The sequence below is a fragment of the Mycobacterium sp. NGS66 genome, assembly GCF_059812225.1.
The window spans coordinates 131184-153844 of sequence record NZ_JCALCG010000003.1; the positions used below are offsets into that span (position 1 = coordinate 131184).

21 protein-coding genes and 1 pseudogene are annotated in these 22661 nt (G+C 66.6%); 9 read left to right on the forward strand and 13 right to left on the reverse strand.

Annotation, left to right across the window (positions count from 1 at the left end):
- Nucleotides 1-20 precede the first annotated feature (20 nt).
- From guaA to AC5Y2L_RS08475, 3 genes are all read left to right on the forward strand, one after another.
- Entirely contained in the window at nt 21-1610 is a 1590-nt protein-coding gene (gene guaA / locus AC5Y2L_RS08465; RefSeq protein WP_499933638.1) for a glutamine-hydrolyzing GMP synthase, read from the forward strand.
- 344 nt (nt 1611-1954) lie between these two features.
- Complete coding sequence (imuA', locus tag AC5Y2L_RS08470) at nt 1955-2578, forward strand: DnaE2-dependent mutagenesis accessory factor ImuA' (RefSeq protein ID WP_499933636.1); 624 nt, start codon at nt 1955-1957, stop codon at nt 2576-2578.
- Nucleotides 2579-2612: 34 nt separating this feature from the next.
- Nucleotides 2613-4148, forward strand: a complete 1536-nt coding sequence (locus AC5Y2L_RS08475) for a DNA polymerase Y family protein (RefSeq protein WP_499933905.1) — start codon at nt 2613-2615, stop codon at nt 4146-4148.
- 2 nt (nt 4149-4150) lie between these two features.
- On the opposite strand, the gene AC5Y2L_RS08480 is transcribed toward AC5Y2L_RS08475, so the two are convergent.
- The 5 genes from AC5Y2L_RS08480 to AC5Y2L_RS08500 all read right to left on the reverse strand — a co-directional run bounded on the left by AC5Y2L_RS08480 (nt 4151) and on the right by AC5Y2L_RS08500 (nt 12226).
- Nucleotides 4151-5317 (reverse strand): alpha-hydroxy-acid oxidizing protein, encoded by a 1167-nt coding sequence (locus AC5Y2L_RS08480; RefSeq protein ID WP_499933634.1) that lies wholly within the window; start codon nt 5315-5317, stop codon nt 4151-4153.
- Between the two features lie 78 nt (nt 5318-5395).
- On the reverse strand, nt 5396-6139 hold the full coding sequence (locus AC5Y2L_RS08485) for a cutinase family protein (RefSeq protein ID WP_499933633.1): 744 nt from the start codon (nt 6137-6139) through the stop codon (nt 5396-5398).
- Nucleotides 6140-6366: 227 nt separating this feature from the next.
- Entirely contained in the window at nt 6367-6660 is a 294-nt protein-coding gene (locus AC5Y2L_RS08490; protein ID WP_499933631.1) for a hypothetical protein, read from the reverse strand.
- A gap of 458 nt (nt 6661-7118) precedes the next feature.
- On the reverse strand, nt 7119-10277 hold the full coding sequence (locus AC5Y2L_RS08495) for an FAD-binding and (Fe-S)-binding domain-containing protein (protein ID WP_499943756.1): 3159 nt from the start codon (nt 10275-10277) through the stop codon (nt 7119-7121).
- 164 nt (nt 10278-10441) lie between these two features.
- Nucleotides 10442-12226, reverse strand: a complete 1785-nt coding sequence (locus AC5Y2L_RS08500) for a glycoside hydrolase family 15 protein (RefSeq protein WP_499933629.1) — start codon at nt 12224-12226, stop codon at nt 10442-10444.
- A 45-nt stretch (nt 12227-12271) separates the two neighbouring features.
- Here AC5Y2L_RS08500 and AC5Y2L_RS08505 point away from each other — a divergent pair, with 45 nt between their 5' ends.
- Nucleotides 12272-13384, forward strand: a complete 1113-nt coding sequence (locus tag AC5Y2L_RS08505) for an enolase C-terminal domain-like protein (protein WP_499933627.1) — start codon at nt 12272-12274, stop codon at nt 13382-13384.
- Here AC5Y2L_RS08505 and AC5Y2L_RS08510 read toward each other — a convergent pair.
- Entirely contained in the window at nt 13371-13823 is a 453-nt protein-coding gene (locus AC5Y2L_RS08510) for a hypothetical protein (RefSeq protein WP_499933626.1), read from the reverse strand. The two genes, AC5Y2L_RS08505 and AC5Y2L_RS08510, sit on opposite strands and share 14 nt — an antisense overlap.
- On the opposite strand from AC5Y2L_RS08510, the pseudogene AC5Y2L_RS08515 reads away from it, so the two are divergent.
- Nucleotides 13728-13982: pseudogene (locus AC5Y2L_RS08515) on the forward strand (hypothetical protein); the annotation flags it as partial. The gene AC5Y2L_RS08510 and the pseudogene AC5Y2L_RS08515 overlap by 96 nt on opposite strands.
- Nucleotides 13983-14056: 74 nt before the next feature.
- Here the strand turns inward: AC5Y2L_RS08515 and AC5Y2L_RS08520 are convergent.
- Nucleotides 14057-14995 carry a nucleoside hydrolase gene (locus tag AC5Y2L_RS08520; RefSeq protein ID WP_499933624.1) on the reverse strand — a complete coding sequence of 313 codons (939 nt, stop codon included), beginning with the start codon at nt 14993-14995 and terminating at the stop codon, nt 14057-14059.
- Nucleotides 14996-15109: 114 nt separating this feature from the next.
- Between AC5Y2L_RS08520 and AC5Y2L_RS08525 the strand changes: the two genes are divergently transcribed.
- The 3 genes from AC5Y2L_RS08525 (at nt 15110) to AC5Y2L_RS08535 (ending at nt 16128) form a co-directional block, all read left to right on the forward strand.
- On the forward strand, nt 15110-15466 hold the full coding sequence (locus AC5Y2L_RS08525) for a DUF308 domain-containing protein (RefSeq protein WP_499933623.1): 357 nt from the start codon (nt 15110-15112) through the stop codon (nt 15464-15466).
- A gap of 132 nt (nt 15467-15598) precedes the next feature.
- Entirely contained in the window at nt 15599-15850 is a 252-nt protein-coding gene (locus AC5Y2L_RS08530) for a CBU_0592 family membrane protein (RefSeq protein WP_499933622.1), read from the forward strand.
- Nucleotides 15850-16128, forward strand: coding sequence for a CBU_0592 family membrane protein (locus AC5Y2L_RS08535; RefSeq protein WP_499933620.1), 279 nt, complete (start codon nt 15850-15852; stop codon nt 16126-16128). Before AC5Y2L_RS08530 ends, AC5Y2L_RS08535 begins: the two co-directional genes overlap by 1 nt.
- A gap of 141 nt (nt 16129-16269) precedes the next feature.
- On the opposite strand, the gene AC5Y2L_RS08540 is transcribed toward AC5Y2L_RS08535, so the two are convergent.
- The 5 genes from AC5Y2L_RS08540 to AC5Y2L_RS08560 all read right to left on the reverse strand — a co-directional run bounded on the left by AC5Y2L_RS08540 (nt 16270) and on the right by AC5Y2L_RS08560 (nt 20412).
- Complete coding sequence (locus AC5Y2L_RS08540; protein WP_499933619.1) at nt 16270-16560, reverse strand: type II toxin-antitoxin system RelE/ParE family toxin; 291 nt, start codon at nt 16558-16560, stop codon at nt 16270-16272.
- Complete coding sequence (locus AC5Y2L_RS08545) at nt 16561-16812, reverse strand: type II toxin-antitoxin system ParD family antitoxin (RefSeq protein WP_499933618.1); 252 nt, start codon at nt 16810-16812, stop codon at nt 16561-16563. It abuts the gene before it with no gap.
- Between the two features lie 62 nt (nt 16813-16874).
- Nucleotides 16875-17525: a 2OG-Fe dioxygenase family protein gene (locus AC5Y2L_RS08550; protein ID WP_499933903.1), complete on the reverse strand. Its 651-nt coding sequence runs from the start codon at nt 17523-17525 to the stop codon at nt 16875-16877.
- Between the two features lie 121 nt (nt 17526-17646).
- A complete protein-coding gene (locus AC5Y2L_RS08555; RefSeq protein ID WP_499933616.1) occupies nt 17647-19653 on the reverse strand; it encodes an SDR family oxidoreductase in 2007 nt (668 codons plus the stop codon).
- Between the two features lie 51 nt (nt 19654-19704).
- Complete coding sequence (locus AC5Y2L_RS08560) at nt 19705-20412, reverse strand: histidine phosphatase family protein (RefSeq protein ID WP_499933615.1); 708 nt, start codon at nt 20410-20412, stop codon at nt 19705-19707.
- 95 nt (nt 20413-20507) lie between these two features.
- Here AC5Y2L_RS08560 and AC5Y2L_RS08565 point away from each other — a divergent pair, with 95 nt between their 5' ends.
- A complete protein-coding gene (locus AC5Y2L_RS08565) occupies nt 20508-21371 on the forward strand; it encodes a MaoC/PaaZ C-terminal domain-containing protein (RefSeq protein WP_499933613.1) in 864 nt (287 codons plus the stop codon).
- Between the two features lie 100 nt (nt 21372-21471).
- On the opposite strand, the gene otsB is transcribed toward AC5Y2L_RS08565, so the two are convergent.
- Entirely contained in the window at nt 21472-22629 is a 1158-nt protein-coding gene (gene otsB, locus AC5Y2L_RS08570; RefSeq protein WP_499933612.1) for a trehalose-phosphatase, read from the reverse strand.
- Nucleotides 22630-22661: the final 32 nt, after the last annotated feature.

Sequence of the window (22661 nt, forward strand, 5' to 3'; positions counted from 1 at the left end):
CCAGCCTTTAAGCTGACTGGGTGGCCGAACCCGCTGACGTCTCCGACGAGGTCGCCGTGCCTTCGACACCGGCTCGACCGGTGCTGGTGGTCGACTTCGGCGCGCAATACGCGCAGTTGATCGCCCGTCGGGTGCGCGAAGCGCGAGTTTTCTCGGAGGTGATTCCGCACACCGCGTCCGTCGAGGAGATCAAGGCCCGCGATCCGCTGGCCGTCGTGCTGTCCGGTGGACCGGCCAGCGTCTACGCCGAGGGCGCTCCGCAACTCGATCCGGCGTTGTTCGAACTCGATGTGCCGGTGTTCGGCATCTGCTACGGGTTTCAGGCGATGGCGCAGGCGCTCGGCGGGACCGTCGCCCGCACCGGCACCAGTGAGTACGGCAGGACCGAGCTGAAAGTGCTTGGCGGCGAGCTACATTCGGACTTGCCACAGGTCCAGCCGGTCTGGATGAGCCACGGCGATGCGGTTACCGCCGCGCCGGACGGCTTTGCGGTGGTGGCCAGCAGTGCGGGAGCGCCGGTGGCCGCCTTCGAGGCCCGCGACCGGCGGCTCGCAGGAGTGCAATACCACCCCGAGGTGATGCACACCCCGCACGGACAACAGGTGCTCAGCCGGTTTTTGCACGACTTCGCCGGGCTGGGCGCCCATTGGACACCGGCCAATATCGCCAACGCGTTGGTCGAGCAGGTGCGTGAGCAGATCGGCGACGGCCACGCGATCTGTGGGCTGTCCGGTGGGGTGGATTCCGCGGTGGCCGCCGCGCTGGTGCAACGCGCCATCGGCGACCGTCTGACCTGTGTCTTCGTCGACCACGGCCTGCTGCGCGCCGGTGAGCGGGCGCAGGTGGAGCGCGATTTCGTCGCGGCGACGGGTGCCAATCTGGTGACCGTCGATGCCGCGCAGACCTTTCTGCAGGCGTTGTCGGGTGTGACCAACCCCGAGGGCAAGCGCAAGATCATCGGCAGGCAATTCATCCGCGCCTTCGAAGGTGCCGTGCGGGATGTCTTGGGCGACAATCCGATTGAGTTCCTGGTGCAAGGCACGTTGTATCCCGACGTGGTGGAGTCCGGCGGCGGCAGCGGCACCGCGAACATCAAGAGTCACCACAATGTCGGCGGCTTGCCCGGCGATTTGAAGTTCAAACTCGTTGAGCCATTGCGGCTGCTGTTCAAGGACGAGGTGCGCGCGGTCGGGCGGGAGCTGGGCCTGCCGGAGGAAATCGTTGCGCGCCAGCCGTTTCCGGGGCCGGGGCTGGGCATCCGGATCGTCGGCGAGGTCACCGCTGGGCGGTTGGCGACGCTGCGGCATGCCGACTCGATCGTGCGTGAGGAGCTGACGGCGGCGGGGTTGGACAACCAGATCTGGCAGTGCCCGGTGGTGCTGCTGGCCGATGTGCGCTCGGTTGGAGTGCAGGGCGACAACCGGACCTACGGGCACCCGATCGTGCTGCGGCCGGTGTCCAGTGAGGATGCCATGACCGCCGATTGGACTCGGGTGCCCTACGAGGTGCTGGAGCGCATCTCGACCCGGATCACCAACGAGGTCGCCGAGGTCAACCGTGTGGTGCTGGACATCACCAGCAAGCCGCCCGGCACCATCGAGTGGGAATAGCCCGGTCGGCCGTCGCTTTGGGGCCACCGCGTGAAGTCTTGGCGTTGAGCGTGAAGCTATGGCGTTCGGAGTGAATCTACATGTCGATCCGGGCGATTTTCGCACCCAGGATTCACTGACAACGCCATAGATTCACACCCAAAGCCGTCAGTTCACACCCAAGCCGTCTGAGCCACCACCGACGGGTAACAACTGAGGTTGATGCGACTGAGGTGGCTGATGAGCATGCTGTTCCACACCACTCATAAGCAGCCTCTCCCGCTCCTTGACGGTTGTCGGAGGGCGGGTGTTTACTCCAGACATATCGAACATATTTTCGAACACTCGCATCGAGGAGGCTTGGCATGACTGCGGCTCTTGCCTCCGACCTGCGCCAGGAAACCCGCGCTGAGCAGCTGAAACTACTCCGTCGGAAGATTGCGGCGATATCCGGCGGCCAGCACTCAGACGACTTGCTGCCCGAATCCGTCGACCAGGCGCTGGTGCCCAGGGGGACGGTGGCGGTGCTGTCGGGAGCCCGGTCGCTGATGTTGAGCATGGTGGCGACGGTGACGGCGGACGGCGGTAACGCGGCGATCGTCGGGCAGCCGGATATCGGCCTGCTGGCCGCTGCGGAGATGGGAGCGGACCTGAGCCGGCTCGCGATGATTCCGGATCCGGGGACCGATCCGGTGGAGGTGGCCTCGGTGCTCATCGATGGCATGGACCTGGTGGTGCTCGGCCTGGGTGGACGCCGGGTGCCGTGGTCGCGGACGCGGGTAGTGGCGGCCCGTGCCCGTCATAAAGGCTGCACCTTGCTGGTCACCGATGGTGATTGGCAAGGGGCGCCGGCCCGGCTGGAAGCCCGGGTCTGCGGCTACGAGATCACGGCCGACGGCCGCCCCGGTTTCGGACGGATCAGTGGCGTCCGGCTGCAGATTCGCGGTTGCACGGGCGGACAGGTGATCGGCCGAGTTCGTACGGGGTGATCTCGTGGCTTCCCGCGTTTTGGCGATCTGGTGCATGGACTGGCCCGCGATCGCGGCGGCGGCAGCCGTGGGCCAGCCCACGACGGCTCCGGTCGCGGTCACTCTGGCCAACCGGGTGATCGCGTGCTCGTCTGCGGCCCGTGCAGCGGGAGTGCGACGTGGCCTGCGCCGCCGCGAGGCGGCGGCCCGCTGCCCGCAACTGCACGTCGTGACCGCCGACGCCGACCGCGACGCCCGCTTCTTCGAGGGCGTTATCGCGGCGGTGGACGAACTGGTGCCCCGCGCCGAGGTGCTGCGCCCTGGGCTCTTGGTGTTGCCGGTACGCGGGGCGGCCCGCTATTTCGGGTCCGAACAGCAGGCGGCCGAACGGTTGATCGACGCCGTGGCTGCCTCCGGCGCCGAGTGCCAGGTGGGGATCGCGGACCAGCTGTCCACCGCGGTCTTCGCCGCGCGCGCCGGCCGGGTCGTGGAGCCGGGAGGCGACGCGCGGTTTCTGTCGGTGCTGTCGATCCGGCAGCTTGCCACCGAGCCCAGCCTGTCCGGCCCGGGCCGGGAAGAATTGACGGATCTGTTGTGGCGGATGGGGATTCGCACGATTGGTCAGTTCGCCGCACTGTCTCGCACCGACGTGGCTTCCAGATTCGGCGCCGACGGGGTGGCCGCCCACCGGTTCGCCCGCGGCCAATCCGAACGTGGGCCCGCCGGCCGTGAGCCACCGCAAGAGCTCGAAGCCGTGCTGGACTGCGATCCGCCGATCGACCGGGTTGACGCCGCGGCATTCGCCGGGCGCTCGCTGGCCGGCCGCTTGCATCAGATGCTGATGGCCGCCGGGGTGGGATGTACCCGGCTGGCCATACACGCCGTCACCGCCAACGGCGAAGAGCTGGAACGAGTATGGCGATGCGCCGAGCCGTTGACCGAGGAAGCCACCGCGGACCGGGTGCGCTGGCAACTGGACGGATGGCTGAGCAACCGAAAGGCGCAGGACCGGCCGACGTCGCCGGTGACGCTGCTACGGCTGCAGGCGATAGAGGTGGTGTCCGCCGAGGCGCTGCAGTTGCCGCTCTGGGGCGGTCTCGGGGAGGAGGACAGGCTGCGGGCCCGTCGGGCACTGGTGCGGGTGCAGGGCTTGCTCGGCCCGGAAGCGGTGCAGGTGCCGGTGCTGTCCGGCGGCCGCGGACCGGCCGAACGCATCACCCTTACTCCGCTGGGTGACGAGCCGGTACCACAGTCCGACCCGAATCAGCCCTGGCCCGGCCAACTGCCCGGGCCGTCGCCGGCGGTGCTGCTCGACGACCCGGTGGAATTGCTTGACTCCCAAGGTAATCCGATACGGGTGACCAGCCGGGGAATGTTCTCCGCCGACCCCGCACGATTGTCCTTCCGTGACAAAGACGATCGGCTGCGCTGGTGGTCCGGACCTTGGCCGGTCGACGAGCGGTGGTGGGATCCGGAGCGATCCGTGGCCGCCGGGCGCACCGCGCGGGCCCAGGTGCTGCTGGAAAGCGAGCGGGCGCTGCTGCTGTGCTATTGCCAAAGGAGGTGGTATCTCGAAGGAATCTACGAATAAGGCTATACGCCAAGGTATTCGACACGGCGCAGGGCATCGGGGGTCAGGTCCTTCAGCGATGGATACCCGTCGACGGCCATGATCAGGTCCGCTTCGGCCAGCAGCGAGCGCAGTACGTGCACAATGCCGTCGACCCCGCCGAGCGCCAGACCGTAGGCATACGGACGGCCGATGCCCACCGCTGTCGCCCCCATCGCGAGGGCCTTGATGATGTCGGCGCCGCTGCGGATGCCCGAGTCGAACAGCACCGGCAGCCCGTCGGCGGCCTCGAGCACCCCAGGCAGGCAGTCCAACGCGGGCAGGCCGCCGTTGGCCTGCCGGCCGCCGTGGTTGGAACAGTAAATGCCGTCGACGCCAATGTCTTTGGCGCGGCGCGCATCGTCGGGGTGACACACGCCCTTGACCATCAGCGGCAAGCTGGTCTGCGACCGCAACCACTCCAGGTCGTCCCACCTGAACGGGCCACCGAAGATCGGCAACTTGCGCACCGCCGCCTCGGTGGCGTCTTCGCCGGGGTCCAGGCCGGCGCGAAACACCGGGTCGCTGGTGTAGGTGGCCAGGCATCCGCTGGGTACCTGCGGATAGTTGCCGGCGCTGAGGTCACGTGGGCGCCAGCCGGTGACCCAGGTGTCGAGAGTGACCGCGATGCCCTTGAACCCACATGCTTCGGCGCGCTGCACCAGGCTGGCGGCCATCTCGCGGTCCGGGGGTGTGTACAGCTGGAAAAACCCCGGGGTTTCGCCAAGCGCGGCGGCGACGTCTTCCATGGGATCGGAGGTCAGCGTCCCCACGAAGAACGGCACGCCCGTGCGAGCGGACGCGCGTGCCGCTGCCAGGTCGCCGTGGCCGTCCTGCGCACACACGCCGATGACCCCGATCGGCGCCATGAACACCGGTGCTGGCAACCTCACGCCGAACAGCTCGACGGACATGTCGCGTTCGGCGGGAGCAATTCCCATGCGCGGGAACAGACCCCAGCGCTTGAAGGCTTCGACATTCGCCCGCTGGGTCAGTTCGTCTCCGGCGCCGCCCGCGACATACCCCAGCACTTTCGGCGGCATCGCCGCGGCTGCCTTGGCTTCCAGCTCCGCGAAGGCGATCGGGTATGGCGGTTGCCTGCCGGCCTGTCCTTGTTCGTATAGCTCGTTTTGATACTCGGCGAACGCCATGGCTCGCTGATACCCGGCGTCCGGTCACCTAAACGCCTGGCCCGGACGCTCGTCGACACCGGTCGGTTCAGGAACCGATCATTCTCCGAAGCCCGGCTGTGGGGGCGCGGCCGGCTGGGGTGCGTTGGCGCGGCCACCGAGACGGCTCGCGGCGAAGGCCGCGCCCTGGTCGATCACCGACGCGTCGTTCGCATACGTGTTGTGCGCCGAGAAATTCATTCCGTCCGAGCACACCGGGTCCTCGACCGCGCATACCTTGATGGTCTTGGACGCATAAGCCGGGCCGATGGCCACCGGGGGCTCGCCCAGGAAGTTCATGGCCCGGACGTTCGGCATGCCGAACAGGACGACGGCTGCGACGTGTTGCGCCACACTGGGGTCCAACGGCTTGGGCACCGTCGCCGGGTCGACCCCGTCGGGCACGGCGTTCGAGGTGACGAAGCCCATGACGGCCGCGCCCTGGGAGTAGCCGCTGAGCACCATCTTGGTTTGCGGGCAGCTGTTGGCCATGTGGAGGACGTGGTTGCCCGCGTCTCGGATACCGTCGAGGCCGGTGTCCCATTGGTCGCTGGCGGGGTAGTTGACCGCATACACGTCCATCGACTGTCCGCCAATGCGTGAGCGCAGGTTGTCGACGAACGCCTGACCGGTCGGGCCGACACCGGGAGGCTCACCGGTGCCGCGGGCGAACACCACGTCGACGTCAGGACATGACTGGGCCGACGCGTCTGGGACAGCGGGAGCCCCGAGGACGGCCGCGCCGACGCCCGAAGTGGTGAGGACTGCTGAGCCAAGAAAGCGAAGGATGTCACGTGCGATCATGCCGCAATACTTGCCCGTGGGACGCGGGCTTAAACCGGCAAATTGTCGATGGGTGCCGCGGGGGTGCAACGGCTGCCACCGACGGCAGCAATGAACGTTCCAATCTGCGCGCTGACCAGGGCTTATGTTCCGGAAACCCTAAGTGATTTCTTACTAATCTATACAAAATTTTAAGTATCGTTGCGAGGTCTCACAGCCGGTGTTCCCTTGGCCGCCAACCGCAATGCTCACGCCGAACGCCTGGCGGACGTCCGGGGGAGACGCTGCACCGCGGAAGTGTCACCCGGAGTGACGCTTTTCACTGCCGACAGTGGCGGACGCGTCTCCCGGCGCGGGGACGGCAGCAACAAGCCGTACCCATTGGCGCGCAGGCTTATTCGCAACTCGATACTGGGGGTGTTGTGCTTGAGCCATTCGGCAAAAGCGTCATGGTGCCGGAGGACGGGAACGTCCGGTATACCCAGCAGCCGCAACAACGCCGGCACGGTCTTGGGCTGGCTTGGATGGGTCTGCACGGTCACGTCACTCCTTTCCAAATCGACAGCCACATTCGCGCGTCCGCTGTGGGAAGACCTCTCACGCCGCATAAGCTGTCCGTTCCGCGCGGCTGACGGTTTCCGACGGGGGCAAACAAGCGAGCCGCGCCGATATTCAGAATGGGAAATGCTAGGCCGACTTCTTCTTGCAAGCATATCCAATGAGCTCACGCCGTTACAGGCCTTTTGGCGAAGAAAACGGCGCCACAGCGTCGGAAAGCGAAACACCTTCCCAACAGTCATCTTCGGGCGCCGCACCGCGGCTGTTGGGGCATTCTGGGCAGCCCGGCGCAAAGCCATTATCTGGGTCGCCGGATCGGTTCAATAAGCAGCTGTTGCCCACAAGTTTGCCAACCCGGTAGCAACCTCGCGAATTACGTACATTCTGGAATTGCGCGGCTATTCCGGGCAGGTGTCGGTATGGCGCCCTAGCGAGTGGCTCGCTAGGGCTGCGGTCGTCTGGCCGCCCACAGCTTTCCGGCCACGACCGCACTCGTCACCGCGGCGGCTCCCAGGGCCGCCGTCGGAACGGCCACCCGCGTCGCGCGGGTGCGCGTCTGCGGTTCGGGGCGGCCGGGGGGAGTGGCAGAGCCGATGTCAGCCGACGCGTTGGCCATCGCGATGACCTGACCGAGGTGCAGGGCATTGGCCGCACCCGAATCGCTGATCTGTGTCTGACAGGAGAATCCGTTGGCCACCACCAAAGCGTCCGGGTTCTTCCGTATCGCGGGCAACAGCGCCTGCTCGCCGCAGTCCAGCGAGAGCTGGTATTTGCCCTGCTCGAATCCCCAGGAGCCGGCCAGGCCGCAGCATCCGCCGGAAACAGGTTGTACGTCGATGCCCATCTGCTGCAGCACCTGCTGGTCGGCATCGACGCCGCCGGTGGCTCGCTGATGGCAGTGACCCCACAACAGTGCCCGTGCCTCGGACGCCTTGGGCAATGGCACGTCGAACTCCGTCAGGAACTGGGCGAAGTGATAGCTGTTGCGCACCAACCGGTCTGCGTCGTCGTCATGGGGCATGAGCTTGGGGAGCTCGTCCTTGAAGACGGCCATGCAGCTGGGCTCCATGCCGACAATCGGTGTGCCGGCGCGTATTTCGCTGCGCAGCTGGCCGAGCACGTCGCGCAGGTAGTGCTCTGCGACGTCGAGGAAACCGTAGTCGTAGAGCGGTCTGCCACAGCAGATGTGACCCATCGGCATGACGACCCGCCAGCCCGCCGCCTCGATCGCCTCGACGCAGGCCACCCCGACGTCGGTATGCAGCCGGTTGTTGAAGGTGTCGGGGAACAGGATCACCCGGGGGCCTGCGGAATTGACCACCGGACGCTGGGCAAACCAGCGCTGCAGCGTCATCGGCGCAAAAGTGGGTAGCGGCCGGCGCGGGTCGATTCCGCCGACCGCCTTGGCGATTCGGGACAGGACCGGCGTCTGGGTCGCGAAATTGGCGAGCTCCGGCATCGCGCTGGCCAACCGCGCGGCCTGGTCGATGAACCCGAACGCATAGGCATAGCGCGGACGCCAGCGTCGCAGCGACCGGAAGTGGTGATAGAGGAACTCGGCTTTGTAGGTGGGGATGTCGACGTCCACCGGGCAGTCGCTGGTGCAACCCTTACAGGCCAGGCAGAGATCCAGCGCGTCGGCAACCTCGTTCGACTGCCAGCCGTCGGTGATCACCTCACCGCGCAGCATCTCGAACAGCAGCCGGGCGCGCCCGCGGGTGGAGTGCTTTTCCTCCCGCGTCACTTGGTAACTCGGGCACATGGTCATCGTCGCCTCGGGCACCCGGCATTTGCCGACGCCGACGCAGCGCAGCGCCGCATGCGAGAAATCGCCGCCGTCTTCTTCGTAGGCAAACTTGACCTTGGGCCGCGCCGGGTTGTAGTCGGTGCCCAGCTTGAGGTTCTCGTCGAAGCGATACGGGTCGATCACCTTGCCCGGGTTCATCTTCCACTCGGGATCCCAGATCAGCTTGAACTTGCGCATCGCCTCCATCAGCCGCGGACCGTACTGCTTGCCCAGCAGCTCGGCGCGCTGCTGGCCGTCACCGTGCTCGCCGGACATCGACCCGCCGTAGGAGGCCACCAGGTCGCCGGCGGCTTCCATGAAGTGCCGGTAGGTGGCCAGGCCGTCCTTGTGGCGCAGGTCGAAACTGATCCGGGAATGGATGCAGCCCTCGCCGAGGTGACCGTACATGGCACCGCGCAGATCGTGGTCCGCGTAGAGCTTTTGCAGATCGCGCAGGTAGTCGCCGACGCGGTTGGGCGGAACCGCCGAGTCCTCCCAGCCCGGCCAGTGGTCGCCGCTGTCCTTCGGGAACGCGGTCGAGCCCAGTCCGGCCTCGCGGATCGACCACAGCTCGTCGCTGTTGCCGCCGTCCTGCTTGCTGCGGGCCACCACGATGCGATCGTCGTCGTAGTCCTTCTTCTTGCGCAGCCAGGCGGCGAATTCCTCGGCGCGGCGCAGCGATTCGCCCGGTTCGTCGGATCCGAACTGCATGAACAGCCACGCGCCGCTGGATTTGGGTCGGGGCAGCGCGGCCCGTCCCGCGGCGTTGATGCCGGTCAGCTCCTGATCGTGCACCAGCATGTGGTCCACCGCCTCGAGGCCGATCGGTTTCCACGCCATCAGGTCTGGCACCGCGTCGCCGGCCTCGCCGAGCGAGTCGTATTGAATCACCACCAGAGTCCGGTGGATCATCGCCGGTGTCAGCATGACCGTCGCGGTCAGCGCCACCGCGCAGGTGCTTTCGGTTCCCACCAGCGCGCGGGCCACGTTGAAGCCCTTCTCCGGCAGCAGCTCGTCGAGGTTGTATCCGGACACCCGGCGCGGCAGCTCGTCCACCGAGGGGTATCCCCTGCGGATGTCCTCGGCGTACTCGTCGCGCAAATCCCTTAGCGCCGCGTAGATTTCGCCCTTATGGCCGCCGGCGGCGATGATCGCGTCGAGATCGGCCTCCTCGTTGACGCCCACCGTGAACCGAGCGCCGTCATAGGTGACGACATCGAGTTGGTGGGTGTTGTCCGAGGTGCGCGGTCCCGGTCCGTACAGATGCGACTGGATCGAGTGCACGCCACAGGAGTTGTTGCCGATGTTGCCGCCCAGGGTGCACCGTGAGTGCGACGACGGGTCCGGGCCGAACACCAGCCCGAACTCGCCGGTGGCCTTGTTGAGTTGTTCGTTGATCACCCCGGTCTGCACGGTGGCCAGCCGACGGCCGGGGTCGATGTCGATGATGTCGGTGAGGTACTTCGAGAAGTCGATCACCACAGCGACATTCACCGTTTCACCGGACAGGCTGGTTCCCCCGCCACGGCACAGGACCGGCGCGTGGTACGCATGGCAGGCGCGGACGGTCTGCACCACGTCGTCGAGCGTCTTCGGGACCACCACGCCGATGGGAACCTGCCGGAAGTTCGACGCGTCGTTGGCGTACATCGCCAAAGTGGCGGTGTCGAACCGCACTTCGCCGCTGACGTGGCGGCGCAGTTGATTTTCCAGGCCCGTCACGTTGACTTTGCCGACGGTGGCCATCCCGGCAACGTAACGGGTGTCCGGCGGGGCCGGGATGGTCCGCACCTGATCTGCCCGAAGCAAATTCATCCGCTGTCGCCTCTGCCGCCTACGCTCTTGATCGACTCGGTGAACTCGTGCATTTTCGACAGCGCCTGCGTTTTGGGCATAATGCTCCTTCAGTAACTGTTGCCGATGGCCACGATCGGTGGTCTACCCGCCGGTGGGCCGGTCAAACGGCGGAAACGACGCAGTTACGCGGTTCCGGTGCCGACGGGCGGCCCGCTCGCGTCGGCGAGCCGGTGCGACGCTTCGAACAGCAGCGCATGCACGAACGCCTGGGGCAAGTTGCCGCGCAGTTGGCGCTGCTCGATGTCGAATTCTTCGGTGAACAGACCCGGCGGGCCGCAAGCGGTGCGATTGCGCTCAAACCAGCGCACCGCCGCCAGTTCGTTGCCCTGCTGATGGTCGGCCAGCGCCATCAAAAATCCGCACAGCAGGAACGCGCCTTCGGCTTCGCCGAGCGGTCGGTCGTCCGGGCGGAAGCGGTAGACGAAGCCGTCCCGCCCGAGCTCGGTGCGCACCGCCTGCAGAGTCGCGACGGTTCGCGGATCGGTGACCGGGATGGCGCCGCGAATCGACGGCATCAGCAATGCCGCGTCGATCCGCGAATCCTTGGGCGCGCGTTGCCATCTCCCGCTGGGATGCAGGCAGTCCGAATCGGTGTCGGCGACGAGCCGATCGGCCAGCCGCTGCCATTCGGCGCCCTGCCGCGCCGGCGCCACCTCCCCGATGCGTCGCAGTCCGGCCGCACAGATCAGCCGCGAATGGGCCCAACGCACGTCGTCGAGTTCCCAGATTCCGGCGTCGGGTTCGCGCCACCGTTTCTCGATCGCCTGCACCAGTGCGTCCACCGCTCGCCAATGCGCGGTGTCGAGGCGGTCCAGCCGGGCGGCGCTGGCCAGCAGCAGCAGCGCTTCGCCGAACGCGTCCAGCTGGAATTGGTCGGTCACCCAATTGCCGCTCTTGACTGCGGCACCCGGATACCCCGGCAGGTCGAGGGGTTCTTCTTCCGGTGGCGGGTCTCCGGTGACGCAGTAGGCCGGCTTGAGGCCCGGACCGTCGGCGAGCACGCGCTCGCTGACGAAGCGGACGGCGTCGTCGAGCAAGGGGTAGGCGCCGGCGGCGGCGACGGCTTGGCCCGCATAACACTGGTCACGGATCCAGCAATAGCGGTAGTCGTAGTTGCGGCCCTGCTCGGCTCGTTCCGGCAGCGACATGGTGGCCGCGGCCACCATTCCGCCGCCGCTGCTGGTCAGTCCGCGCAGCACCGTGTAGGCAGTCTGCGTGTCGGCGTCGGCCAGCGTGCCGCTGAATGCCGGCACCGCTTGCGTCCAAGCGCTTTCGGTGTCTCGCCAGGCGTCGTTGGGTCGGGGGGCGTCGGCCGCCAACTCCTGATCGGAGAGCTCCAGCACCAAGTCGTGGTCCGCTCCCGGATCGACCTCGATAACCATCTGCAACGAGCCGTCGTCGCGGGGGGTGGCGTCACCGGCGCCGATCCACCTGAAGCGGACCGCTCCCGACCGTCCGGTCCACACCCCGTCGTCGCAGGAGAGGCCGCGCATGCGCTTGGCGCCGTAGCCGGCGCCCACCTCGAGGGCGACGCGCATCTTGACCGGTTGGTCGATGGCGCGAATGCGGCGCAGCACCACCGCGGTGTGCGGGTCACCCGGAAACGCCAGAGCCTCGCGGCATTCCACAATCCCGTCGGTGGTCACCCACCGCGATCGCCAAATCAGCGAACGCTGCTCGTATCGGCCGCCCCACACGAACCGGGGGTGATCCGGGGCGACGGCGTACACACCGCGACCACCGAGCAGGGAGCCGAAGACCGCGGGACTGTCCCAGCGCGGCAAGCACATCCAGCAACAGTCCCCGCGCGGCCCGACGATGATGCCGCGTTCCCCGTCGGCGAGCAACGCGTATTCCCGAAGGACATGCGGCGGAGCCAGTTGGGGTTTGTCGTTGCGCTGTTTCACTGGATGGGCGCATACCCCGTTTATCTGACGGGTAGTCACCCCGGCATGACCTTGCACGCGGGCGAACCCGTCCCCATCGAATCGGTCGAGGCCGCGGCGTACTCGATTCCCACTGACGCGCCGGAGTCAGACGGCACGCTGGCCTGGGATTCGACCACCTTCGTCTTGGTGAGTGTGCGGGCCGGGGATCAAGTAGGTGTCGGCTACACCTACGGCGGCACTTCGGTTGTGACAGTGGTGGAGTCCAAGCTGGCCGACGTGCTCGGCGGCGCCGACGCCCTGCAACCGCCGGCCCGGTGGGCGCAGATGCAGCACGCGGTCCGCAACCTGGGCAAGCCGGGAGTGGTGGCCTTGGCGATCTCGGCCGTCGACATCGCGTTGTGGGACTTGCGTGCCCGGCTCTTCGATGAACCGCTCGTCGTCGCGCTGGGCGCGGTGCACGACGCCACGCCGATCTACGGCAGTGGCGGGTTCACCTCGTATGACAACGACACGCTGCGTTCGCAATTAGAGGGCTGGGTCGGGGCCGGCATTCCCCGGGTCAAGATGAAGGTCGGCCGTGAGCCCGACGCCGACATCGGGCGCGTCGCGGCCGCGCGGTCGGCGATCGGAGACGACGTCGAATTGTTCGTCGACGCCAACGGCGCGTATCACCGCAAACAGGCGCTGCTGTGGGCCGGGCGCTTCGCCGAGTACGACGTGCGGTGGTTCGAAGAGCCGGTGAGCTCTGACGATCTCGACGGCCTGCGCCAACTGAGCGAGCACGGACCGCCCGGAATGGACATCGCCGCCGGCGAATACGGATATCACCTGCCGTACTTCCACCAGATGCTGGCGGCGGGGGCGGTCGACTGCTTGCAGGCCGACGTGACCCGCGCCCTCGGCATCACCGGTGTGTTGAAGGTGGCCGCCCTGTGCGACGCGCGCGGCATTGATCTTTCGTTGCATTGCGCCCCGCAGATCAGCGGGCAGGTCGGGACCGCCGTGTGGCACCTACGCCATCTGGAGTACTTCCACGACCATGTGCGCATCGAGGGGCTGGCGTTCGACGGGGTGATCAAACCCGAGCCGGGCGGGCTGCTGCGGCCAGACCGGACAGCACCCGGGCACGGGTTGACCGTCAAGCAGGCCGACCTCGAGCAGTTCAGGATTGCCTGAGCTGCCGGGCCTGCGACATCAGCGCACGACCGCCGGGCAGATTCCCGATCACCAGGTAGGCCAACCGATCACGCGTGCGAAGGGGCGTTGCGGCGAATTTGCCGGCGTGTAGGTGGCGCCAACCCAGTACGGCCCACGATGCGGCCACCAGGCTGTCGGCCACGCCACCCTGGATTCGGTTACGGTCGACGACCGCCAGACCCAAGGCCGTCATCGAGTGCACGGCATCGACCCACACACCCGCCGCAAGCACTTCCGGGCTGGGATTGATGCCCGACGACAGCGCCTGGACGAGGTGGCGCGCTCCGAGGATGCGCACGACGACAATCGCCTTGCGGTCGACTTGGACCCCGCGTATAGAAGCGAGCACCAGCCCCGGGACGGTCAGCAGCACGGCGCCCCACGCCGCGCGCAGCAGCTCGACACCGCGAACGTTCATGGCCTCTTATGTGCCCGAATCCCGCCGCGTCCAATCGAGCGGAGTGGGACCATTTATCCGATTACCGCGCATGCTGACTCGGCGGCCTATCTGGCTTACCTGCGTACCCACGGCGTCGCTTTCGCGAGCAATGATGCCGCAATCCAGCAAGGCATTCAGATATGTACCGAGGGCGTCGGCCTGAGCCAACTCGAAACCAAGTCGACGACCCGACACCGTGCTGTGCGCCTGCTTCAGCCCAACCGCTGGGCGAACCTTGCCACCCGCTCGGTGTACCGATCGAAGAACAGGTCGGCGTCAACGTCAGTGCCGATCTGCGCGTTGGGTTTTCGCGTTCCGGACCGGTCGGCCACCGTAGCGCCGCGCGGGTCCTCGAGTTCGACGTCCACCGTCGCCGGCTCGACCGCCATCAGCTCGGGGTCCAGTGCGACGGCGGCGGCCAACGGATCGTGCATGTACGCCAGATACCCGTGGCCGCGGGCTTCGTGCGACTCGAAGTAGAAGCGTATCGCGTCCTCGATCACCCGGGTTAACGGGGACGGGCCCGCCGCCGACACCAGCATGGCGAGCTTTTCGTGCGTCATCGCCAGTTTGCGAGTCACGTTCAGCCCGCACACGATTGGAAGTTGCTGTCGGCCTGCCCACGCCGCGAAAACTTCGACGGCCGCCTCGGGATCGACTCTGATGTTCCACTCGGCGGTGCTGCTCGCCCCGAAATCGCCGCCCATGATCACCAGGCGGCGCAACATCATCGGCAGCGCCGGTTCGGCGCGTACCGCCAGCCCCAGGTTGGTCAGCGGACCCGTAACCACACCGATCAACTCTCCGGAATGGGCGTGAGCGGCCTCCACCCAGGCGGTGACAGCGTCATGGCGGGCGATTCGTCGGCCGGTCGGCGGCAGCTCGGCATACCCAATTCCCTTGGGGCCGTGGAAATTTTCGTGATCCGGCCACTCGCCGCATAGCGGATCGTCCGCGCCTTTTGACACGGGTATGTCTGCGGCCCGGCACAATTCGAGCAAACCGAGGTTATTCGCGCACACCTGGTCCACCGAGATATTTCCGCCCGTCGACGCGATGCCCACCAATTCGGCGTCCGGGCTGGCCAGCAGGAATATCAATGCCATCGCGTCGTCGATACCGGTGTCGACGTCGGCGAAGATAACGTTCACCGCGCAAGGGTACGCCGACTCGGTCGGAGTCGCGGGCTTGCCGATTCGCTAACCGAGACGCAGCCCGCTGACTACACTGTTTGCTGTCGCTCGATGGGCCGGCGGAGGGGTGTCATGTTCTATCAAGTGTTCGCACTGATTGTGGCGGGACTTGCGCTGGTAGCCGCCGTGTGGCAGCCGATCCAAACTCGAAGAGTCCGCGACGGCTGGAAACCGGAGAGGTTCAACGGAACGCACGCGGAGTACGCCGCGAGATACCGACGTCAGTTCAAGATCGCGCCGTGGTTGTATTTGCTGATCGGCGCCTTTGGCGTTGCGGAGGGGTTCAACCCCCACAGGTCGGAACGGTGGTGGCACGTTTTAGCTGGCGTGAGTTTCCTGATTCTGGGGGCCGTCATGCTGTGGTGCCGCCGCATACTCAACTCGTCGCCAACACCACCGGCTACCTCTGATCCGACGGTCGATCGGTAGCTTTGGAGCAAGTATGCTTGCGGCACAGCATATTTCGAGCGGCTGAGGTTGTTCGCGCACACCGATTCGGCGCCCAGGCTGGTGAGGGTACGCGTTTTCGAGCCGTACTGCGGCAGCTCTAAGCTCGGAAAGGTGTTCGACGCCGTGCAAATCGCCGGGGCCCTGTTGGTGGTCGGCTGCTTTCTGCTCAGCCAGGCCCACCGAGTCAATCCCAGTGCCTACCACTACCTTCTTCCTAACCTGGTCGGTTCTGCGGTGCTCGCCGTCACTGCGGTGATCAGTCGCGAATGGGGGTTCGTCTTCTTGGAGAGCGTTTGGGCGCTGGTATCCGCGGTCGGGCTCGTACAACGACTGCGCCGAGCCGGCCCGATGCCGGGACACTGATGCAGATCACGCTGCAGTTCGTCGGCGCGCTGGGAATCCTGGCGGCGTACGCGCTGCTGCAGTTTCGCCGACTGGCCACCGACTCGTGGCTGTATCAGTCACTCAACTTCGTCGGCGCTGCCGTCCTCACCTGGCTCGCCATCATCGAAGTCCAGTGGGGTTTCGTCATATTGCAAGGCGTTTGGGCGCTTTCCGCCCTTACGGGCCTGGCGTATCTCGTGACGCCCGGGCAGCGTTCCAGAAGCGCAGCCCACAACGAGAATGTCGAAGGCACCTAGCCGACGGCGGCCATGGCACTGCCATCAGCCAACCGATTCTCGGTTCAGCCCCGAATAGTATTGAAAATTGGTGCAACCCGGCAGAGACATTTGAGCCTGGTAGAAGTCGTTAGTACTTCGCAGGTTGCGGTTGCCGAGCCATCAAAGGTGGCGATCCACGTCCATTCGTTGGTGGAGGATCCGTACGACATCGATGACGTCGTCAGTGGTGAGCCGGTAGAACAGCACATGGGACCCGCTGGTGAGTTTGCGGTAGCCCGCCCGGATCTCATCGCACACGCGACCGATTCTCGGATTCGCGACGGCACGTTCGATGGTGTGCTGAAGTTCGCGCAGGTAGTCCTCCGCCTGGTCGACGCCCCAGTGTTCTGCGGTGTGTTCCCAAATGTCTTCGATGTCAGCGCGAGCGGCTGGAGAGAGTAGGTAATCCACTCACTGCTGATCCGGCTCGGTGCCGCGTTTGCCGGCGAGGAAGGAGTCAAAATCGAATGGCGCGGAAAGTCCGCTGCGTTCACCTTCAACCAGTGCCTGACGCAATGCGGCAAGCCGGATTTCGCGGTCTTCGAGCAGGCGTAGCGCCGATCGCACGACATCGCTGGCCGAGCGGTAACGGCCCGAGGACACTTCAGCTTCGATGAAAGCGCTGAAATGCTCGTCGAGACTGAAAGACGTGTTCTTGACCACGACAGCCATGGTACCAACTCTTGGTATTAAGGACCTGCGGGCAGCCTGGCCCCAGACACATCTCAGCGCGACGCGAAGGTAATCACCAGGACGTCACGCACGGCCGGCCCGGAGCCGTCGATCGGCCGGATGGGCGAGACGCCATGCTGCGTGCGTCGGTCATCGCCCAACATCAGCGTGCCGGGCTCTTCCAGCGTCGTCGTCAGCAACCTGCGCCCGCTGAGGTCGCAGACTGTGCTTTCGCCGCCAAGGGCATTGCGCCGCCCGACCAAGAGCGACGACACGAGCGTGACCCCATCGCGGTGCAGGCCCTCGGGAGTGGGCCGGCCGTCGCCATGGGCGGGAGCTTCGAGGCGGAATGGATGCACCTTGACGTTCCATTCGTCCACGTCGTCCAGCGCATCGGCCGCCCGACACAGAAGTGAAAGCAGCCCGTGCAGCAATGGATCGTCGGCGAACGCGTCGGTCAGCGGGTCGAAGTGGCGGTCCCGGCCGATGTAGAGCGGGTTGCTGTTCTCGGGCTGGACGAAGACCTCGGGTGGCATCGGCTGTGGCACCCCGCCCCGTATCAGATATCGGCCGTACCGGCGCAGCCGCTGGATCCCGAGTTCCGCCGCGTAGGGGTCCGGCGGCAAATCGTCCCAATGCCGGGCGAATCGCGTCCACTCATCCCGATCCACCCCAAGGCTTCGCGTCACACCGTACGAGCCCATCACCGACGCGCCCGTCGTCACGAGCTGCTGTACTGCCAGCGTCACCGGGTCGGCGCCTGTTGCCCTATCGCAAACAACCACAGCGCGGGAATACCGCAAACCCGTGCCGTTAAACCATCGGTTACCAGTGCAGTCCAGGCACCGACCGCACCAGCCGCCTTACCGGTCGAGGCACCGCCACCCGGGTGACTGCCCGCACTGGACGCTTGGGTCGACGCGGAACCTGTTGGCTGACAACCGATTTAGCCGGTTCGGCCACTCCGCGCGCCGCGGGCGAATCGGGATAGCCGAGATAGAGCTGGTGCAGAATCCGCCGCGAAATCCGCGGCGTGAAGTAGTTGCCGGCCTCGGCGAGGGTGCCCATCGGGGTGTCGATTCGCACCGGCTTCTCCACCAGCCCGCGCACCACCATGGCCGCCGCCCGCTCCGCGCTGATCGCCGGCACCACATTGAGCCGCTTCGACGGCGCGATCATCGGCGTGCGCACCAGCGGCATGTGGATGTTGGTGAAGGTGATGTGGTCGGACAGCGTCTCGGAGGCAACGACATCGGAGAACGCGTCCAGCGCCGCCTTGCTGGGCAGGTACGAGCTGTACTTGGGGTTACGGGCCTGCACGCCGGCGCTGGAGACGTTGACGACGTGGCCGAACCGGCGTTCCCGCCAGTGCGGCAGCAGCGCCAGCACCATCCGCACCGCGCCGAAGTAGTTGACCGCCATCACCCGCTCGTAATCGTGCAGCCGCTCGGTGGAGTTGACCACCGAGCGCCGTATCGACCGCCCGGCATTGTTCACCAGGTAGTCGACATGGTCGAAGCGGCCCAGGATGTCTTTGACCGTGTGCTCCACCGACGTGGAATCGGTGACGTCGCAGGTAAAGGCATAGGCCTGCCCGCCGTTCGCACGGATCTCGGCGACCAGCGTGTCCAGCGCCTCGGCGTTACGAGCCAGCGCGAACACCGTCGCGCCCCGCTCGGCGACCGCGATCGCCGAAGCCCGGCCGATCCCGCTCGAGGCGCCGGTGATGATGACGTGCCGGCCCTGCAGCGGGCCCTTGGGATCCGTGCGACGCGCGCGGTCGGGATCGAGGTGCTCGGCCCAGTAGCGCCACAGCTTCGGCGCGTAATCGGCGAACTCGGGCACTTCAATCCCGGTGCCCTGCAGCGCTTTCTGGGTCTCGTCGCTGATGAACGTGGGCGCGAGGTCGACGACGTCGAGAATCTCGGCGGGAATTCCCAGCTGCGTGGCCGCCATGTTGCGCAGCACCTTCGCGCGGCCGCCGACCTTGAGTACCGACGTGGCCACCGACCGGGGTAAAGCGCCACGCACCGGTGGCAGACCGGCGGCACGGGCGACACCGCGGTAGATGCCGCGCAGCCCAACGGTTTTCGGCGCGGTCAGGTGGAACGTCTGCCCGTCGCGACCGGGGGCGTGCATCAGGGCGACAAGCGCGTCGACCACATAGTCGACCGGGACGATGTTGGTGCGCCCGGTATCGGGCAGCAGCATCGGCGTGAACGACGGCAACACGGCCAACTTCGCGAGCACGCCGAAGAAGTAGTAGGGCCCGTCGATCTTGTCCATTTCGCCGGTGCGTGAATCGCCCACCACCACGGCCGGGCGGTAGATGCGGTAGCGCAGTCCGGTCGTGGAGCGGACTAGCGACTCGGCCTCGAACTTGGTCTGGTGGTACGGGGTGGGCAGCTGTTGGCCCACGTCGAAGTCGTCCTCGGTGTACTCGCCGCGGAAGTTGCCGGCCACCGCGATCGACGAGACGTGGTGAAACACCGCGTCAAGCCGGCGCGCCAGCTGCAGGACCGCGCGGGTGCCCTCGACGTTGGCCGCGCGCTGCTCGGCCTCCCCGGCGGTGATGTCGTAAATCGCCGCGCAGTGCACCAAATGGTCCACCTGGCCCAGCTCGGCGATGGTCTGATCGGTCAGTTCAAGCTCCGGCAGTTCTCCCACCAGCGGTTTTGCCCGGTCACCCCAGTCCGCCGCCAGGCGTTCGAAGCGGCCCAGCGATTGGCGGCGGACCAGCACCCACACCTCGGCGTCCGGCTGGGTGGCCAACAGGCGAGACACGACACGGCGCCCGATAAACCCGGTACCGCCGGTAACGACATAACGCATTCAGCAATGGTGGCGGCTGGCCGCCGCCCACGTCAACATCGTGTGATCAGATCAACCGCTGAAGTCGCGGATGCCGTCCCATTCCTTGAGCTCCCAGCCGTTGCTTGGGTTGCCGGTGATCACCACGCGGCCGCCGTTGGGCAGGGGATGGCTGTCCAGCAGGGTGTTCTTCGGGTTCTTCACGTTCATCAGCGTCCACACCATGATCGCCGTGCCCTGGGAGAACACCATCGGCTTGCTGTGGTTGCTGTCGTAGATCTTCTTGACGGCCTTGGTGAACTGCTCGTTGAAGTCTTTCCCGTTGATCGATCCGGGGATGCTGTTCTTCATGTCGCCGTGGTTCACCCAGTCCAGCGGCGCCAGCATGTACGTCGTACTCGCCATCGATTGGGGCTTGCCGTTGAACCAGCCGGCATTGATCGGCTGCAGACCCTCGAGGATCTCGACTTGCTTGCCAACTGCGCTGGCCAGCGGCGCGGCGGTCTGCTGCGCGTCCGACATGCCGGAGGAGTAGATGCTGTCGACATCTTTGTGCACGATCTTGTGCACCAGCTGCTGGGCCTGCTCCTGGCCCTCCTGGCTGAGGCCGGGGCCGGGCATGTTGGTGTCGATGATCCCGTCGGCGTCGGCCTGGGACTGCGCGTTTCGGACGAAGGTCACCGTGATGCTGCGCGCCTGCGGTTCTCCGCCACAGGCACCGACGACGAGCGTGGCGGCGAGCACGGCCGCCGCTTTCCAGACCAAGGTGCGGTTACGCATGGCGATAGCCTGCCCTGCCGATGGGGTCGATGTGAAGGGTTTGCGATGGTTGGGTGCAGAAATGGCTCGAATTTCGTGATCGAGAGGAGACTGGTGTGGCGATTGACCCCAATGCCGTCGGTGCGGTGACCGAGCCGATGCAGTTCGAATGGACCGACCGGGACACGATTCTCTACGCACTCGGGGTCGGGGCCGGCACCGAGGATTTGCAGTTCACTACTGAGAACAGCCACGGCATCACCCAGCAGGTGCTGCCGACTTATGCGGTGATCTGCTGCCCGGCGTTCGGGGCCGCCGCCAAGATCGGAACGTTCAACTGGGCCTTGCTGTTACACGGATCGCAGACCATTCGCTTGCACGCACCCTTGCCGCCTGCCGGCAAACTCTCGGTCGTCAGCGAAGTCGCCGACATCCAGGACAAGGGCGAGGGTAAGAACGCGATCATCGTGCTGCGCGGCAAGGGCAGTGATCCGGATTCCGGTGAGCTCGTCGCGGAAACACTGACCACCCTGGTCATCCGGCAGGCGGGTGGGTTCGGCGGGCAGCCGGGTGAGCGGCCGGCCGCACCGCAATTTCCCGACCGCGAGCCCGACGCCCGCATCCCGCTGCCCACCCGCGAAGACCAGGCGCTGATCTACCGGTTGTCCGGCGACCGCAACCCGCTGCACAGCGACCCCTGGTTCGCCAGGGAGATGGCCGGTTTCCCCAAGCCGATCCTGCACGGGCTGTGCACCTATGGGGTGTCGGGCCGGGCGCTGGTCGCCGAACTCGGCAAGGGTGACGCGACCAAGCTCACCTCGATCGCCGCGCGGTTCACCTCGCCGGTGTTTCCCGGGGAGACGCTGACCACGCTGATCTGGCGCACCGAACCCGGCAAGGCGGTATATCGCACGGTGGTCGACGGCGGTGACGGGCCTCGTGTGGTGCTGGACGACGGCGCGGTCGAATACGTGGACTAAAGGACTCGGCGAGCCTGCGGTGAGGGCGGGCGAATGAAGCAAACCCCCGCCGTGGCTGCAGGCTCGGCGCCATGGACGCAGACTCGGCAGTCCGCGATGGCTACGCGCGTTCGCGGCTGCCGAGCTGACGGGCCAGCCGCTCGGTGAACTCGCTGACTCGCGCGGGACTGTCCAGGGCGAACAGCGCTGCGGTGGCGCGGTCGCCATCCTCGTTGTGCCGCACCACAATTGGGACACCGTCGTCGCGGACCGCGTCGAAGGCGTCCTCGTCGGTGATGTCGTCGCCGAGATAGATCGGCAGCAGCGGCCCGGAGCCGGCATGGTGCAGGTGGTCGATCACCCAGCGCAGCGTGTTGCCCTTGTTCCAGTCGATGTCCGGTCGCAGCTCGATGACTTCGCGGCCGGTGGTCACCCGCAGCGCGTCGCGCTGACCTGCGGCCCGCACCGCTGCGGCAACCTCGCCCACCCGGTCACGCGCCGCATTGCGGTAATGGACGGCCACACCAAAGCGTTTGTGTTCCACCACAACACCGTCAATCGGTGCCAGCTGGTCGCGAAGCTGGGCGGCCGCTTCGGCCAACACCGGTATGGCCTCCGCGGCGGCGTCATTTTGGTGGTGCGCCCCGTCCGGTGCGGTCAGCTCGAAGCCATGGCTGCCGGCATACCAGATGCCGGGCAGTCCGACCCGGTCGGTGACGTCGGCAAGGTCACGGCCGGACAGCACGGCCACCGGACAATGCGCGGCCAGGTGCTGGAGGGCCTCGGCCGCGCCGGCGGCTGGCCTGGCCGAGTCGGGATCGTCGACGATGTCGGACAGCGTGCCGTCGAAATCGAAGAACACCGCGGGCTGGCGGGCGATCAGGCCCTCGGCCAGGCCGAGGGCCTGCAGCGCGTCGGGAAGCTCGGACATTCGGCGATCTCCGGTCCGTACCTCGACCTCCGCCAAGTCGGCGACCACCGTGTCCGCGCCGTGACTGCGCAATGCGTCGCGGTGACCGGTCCGGTCGACGCCGATCACGAGCGCAAATCCGCTGTCGCGCGCGGCCGCCACGCCCCGCTCGTCACCGGCGAGGACGACACAACGGCCCGGCCGCACCGAAAGCTGGTGCGCCGCCTCGAGCAGAGCGCCACGATGCGGCTCGACGACGCCGCTGCCGATGCCGACTTCGCGCAATTGCCGGACCAGCGGCTGCGTGGAGTTCAACGAAGTCTCGAACAGCACCGCATCGTGGCGGCGCGGGTCGATGGTGACCGGCATTGACCAACCTTCTCACGTCGGCTGAGCGCAGC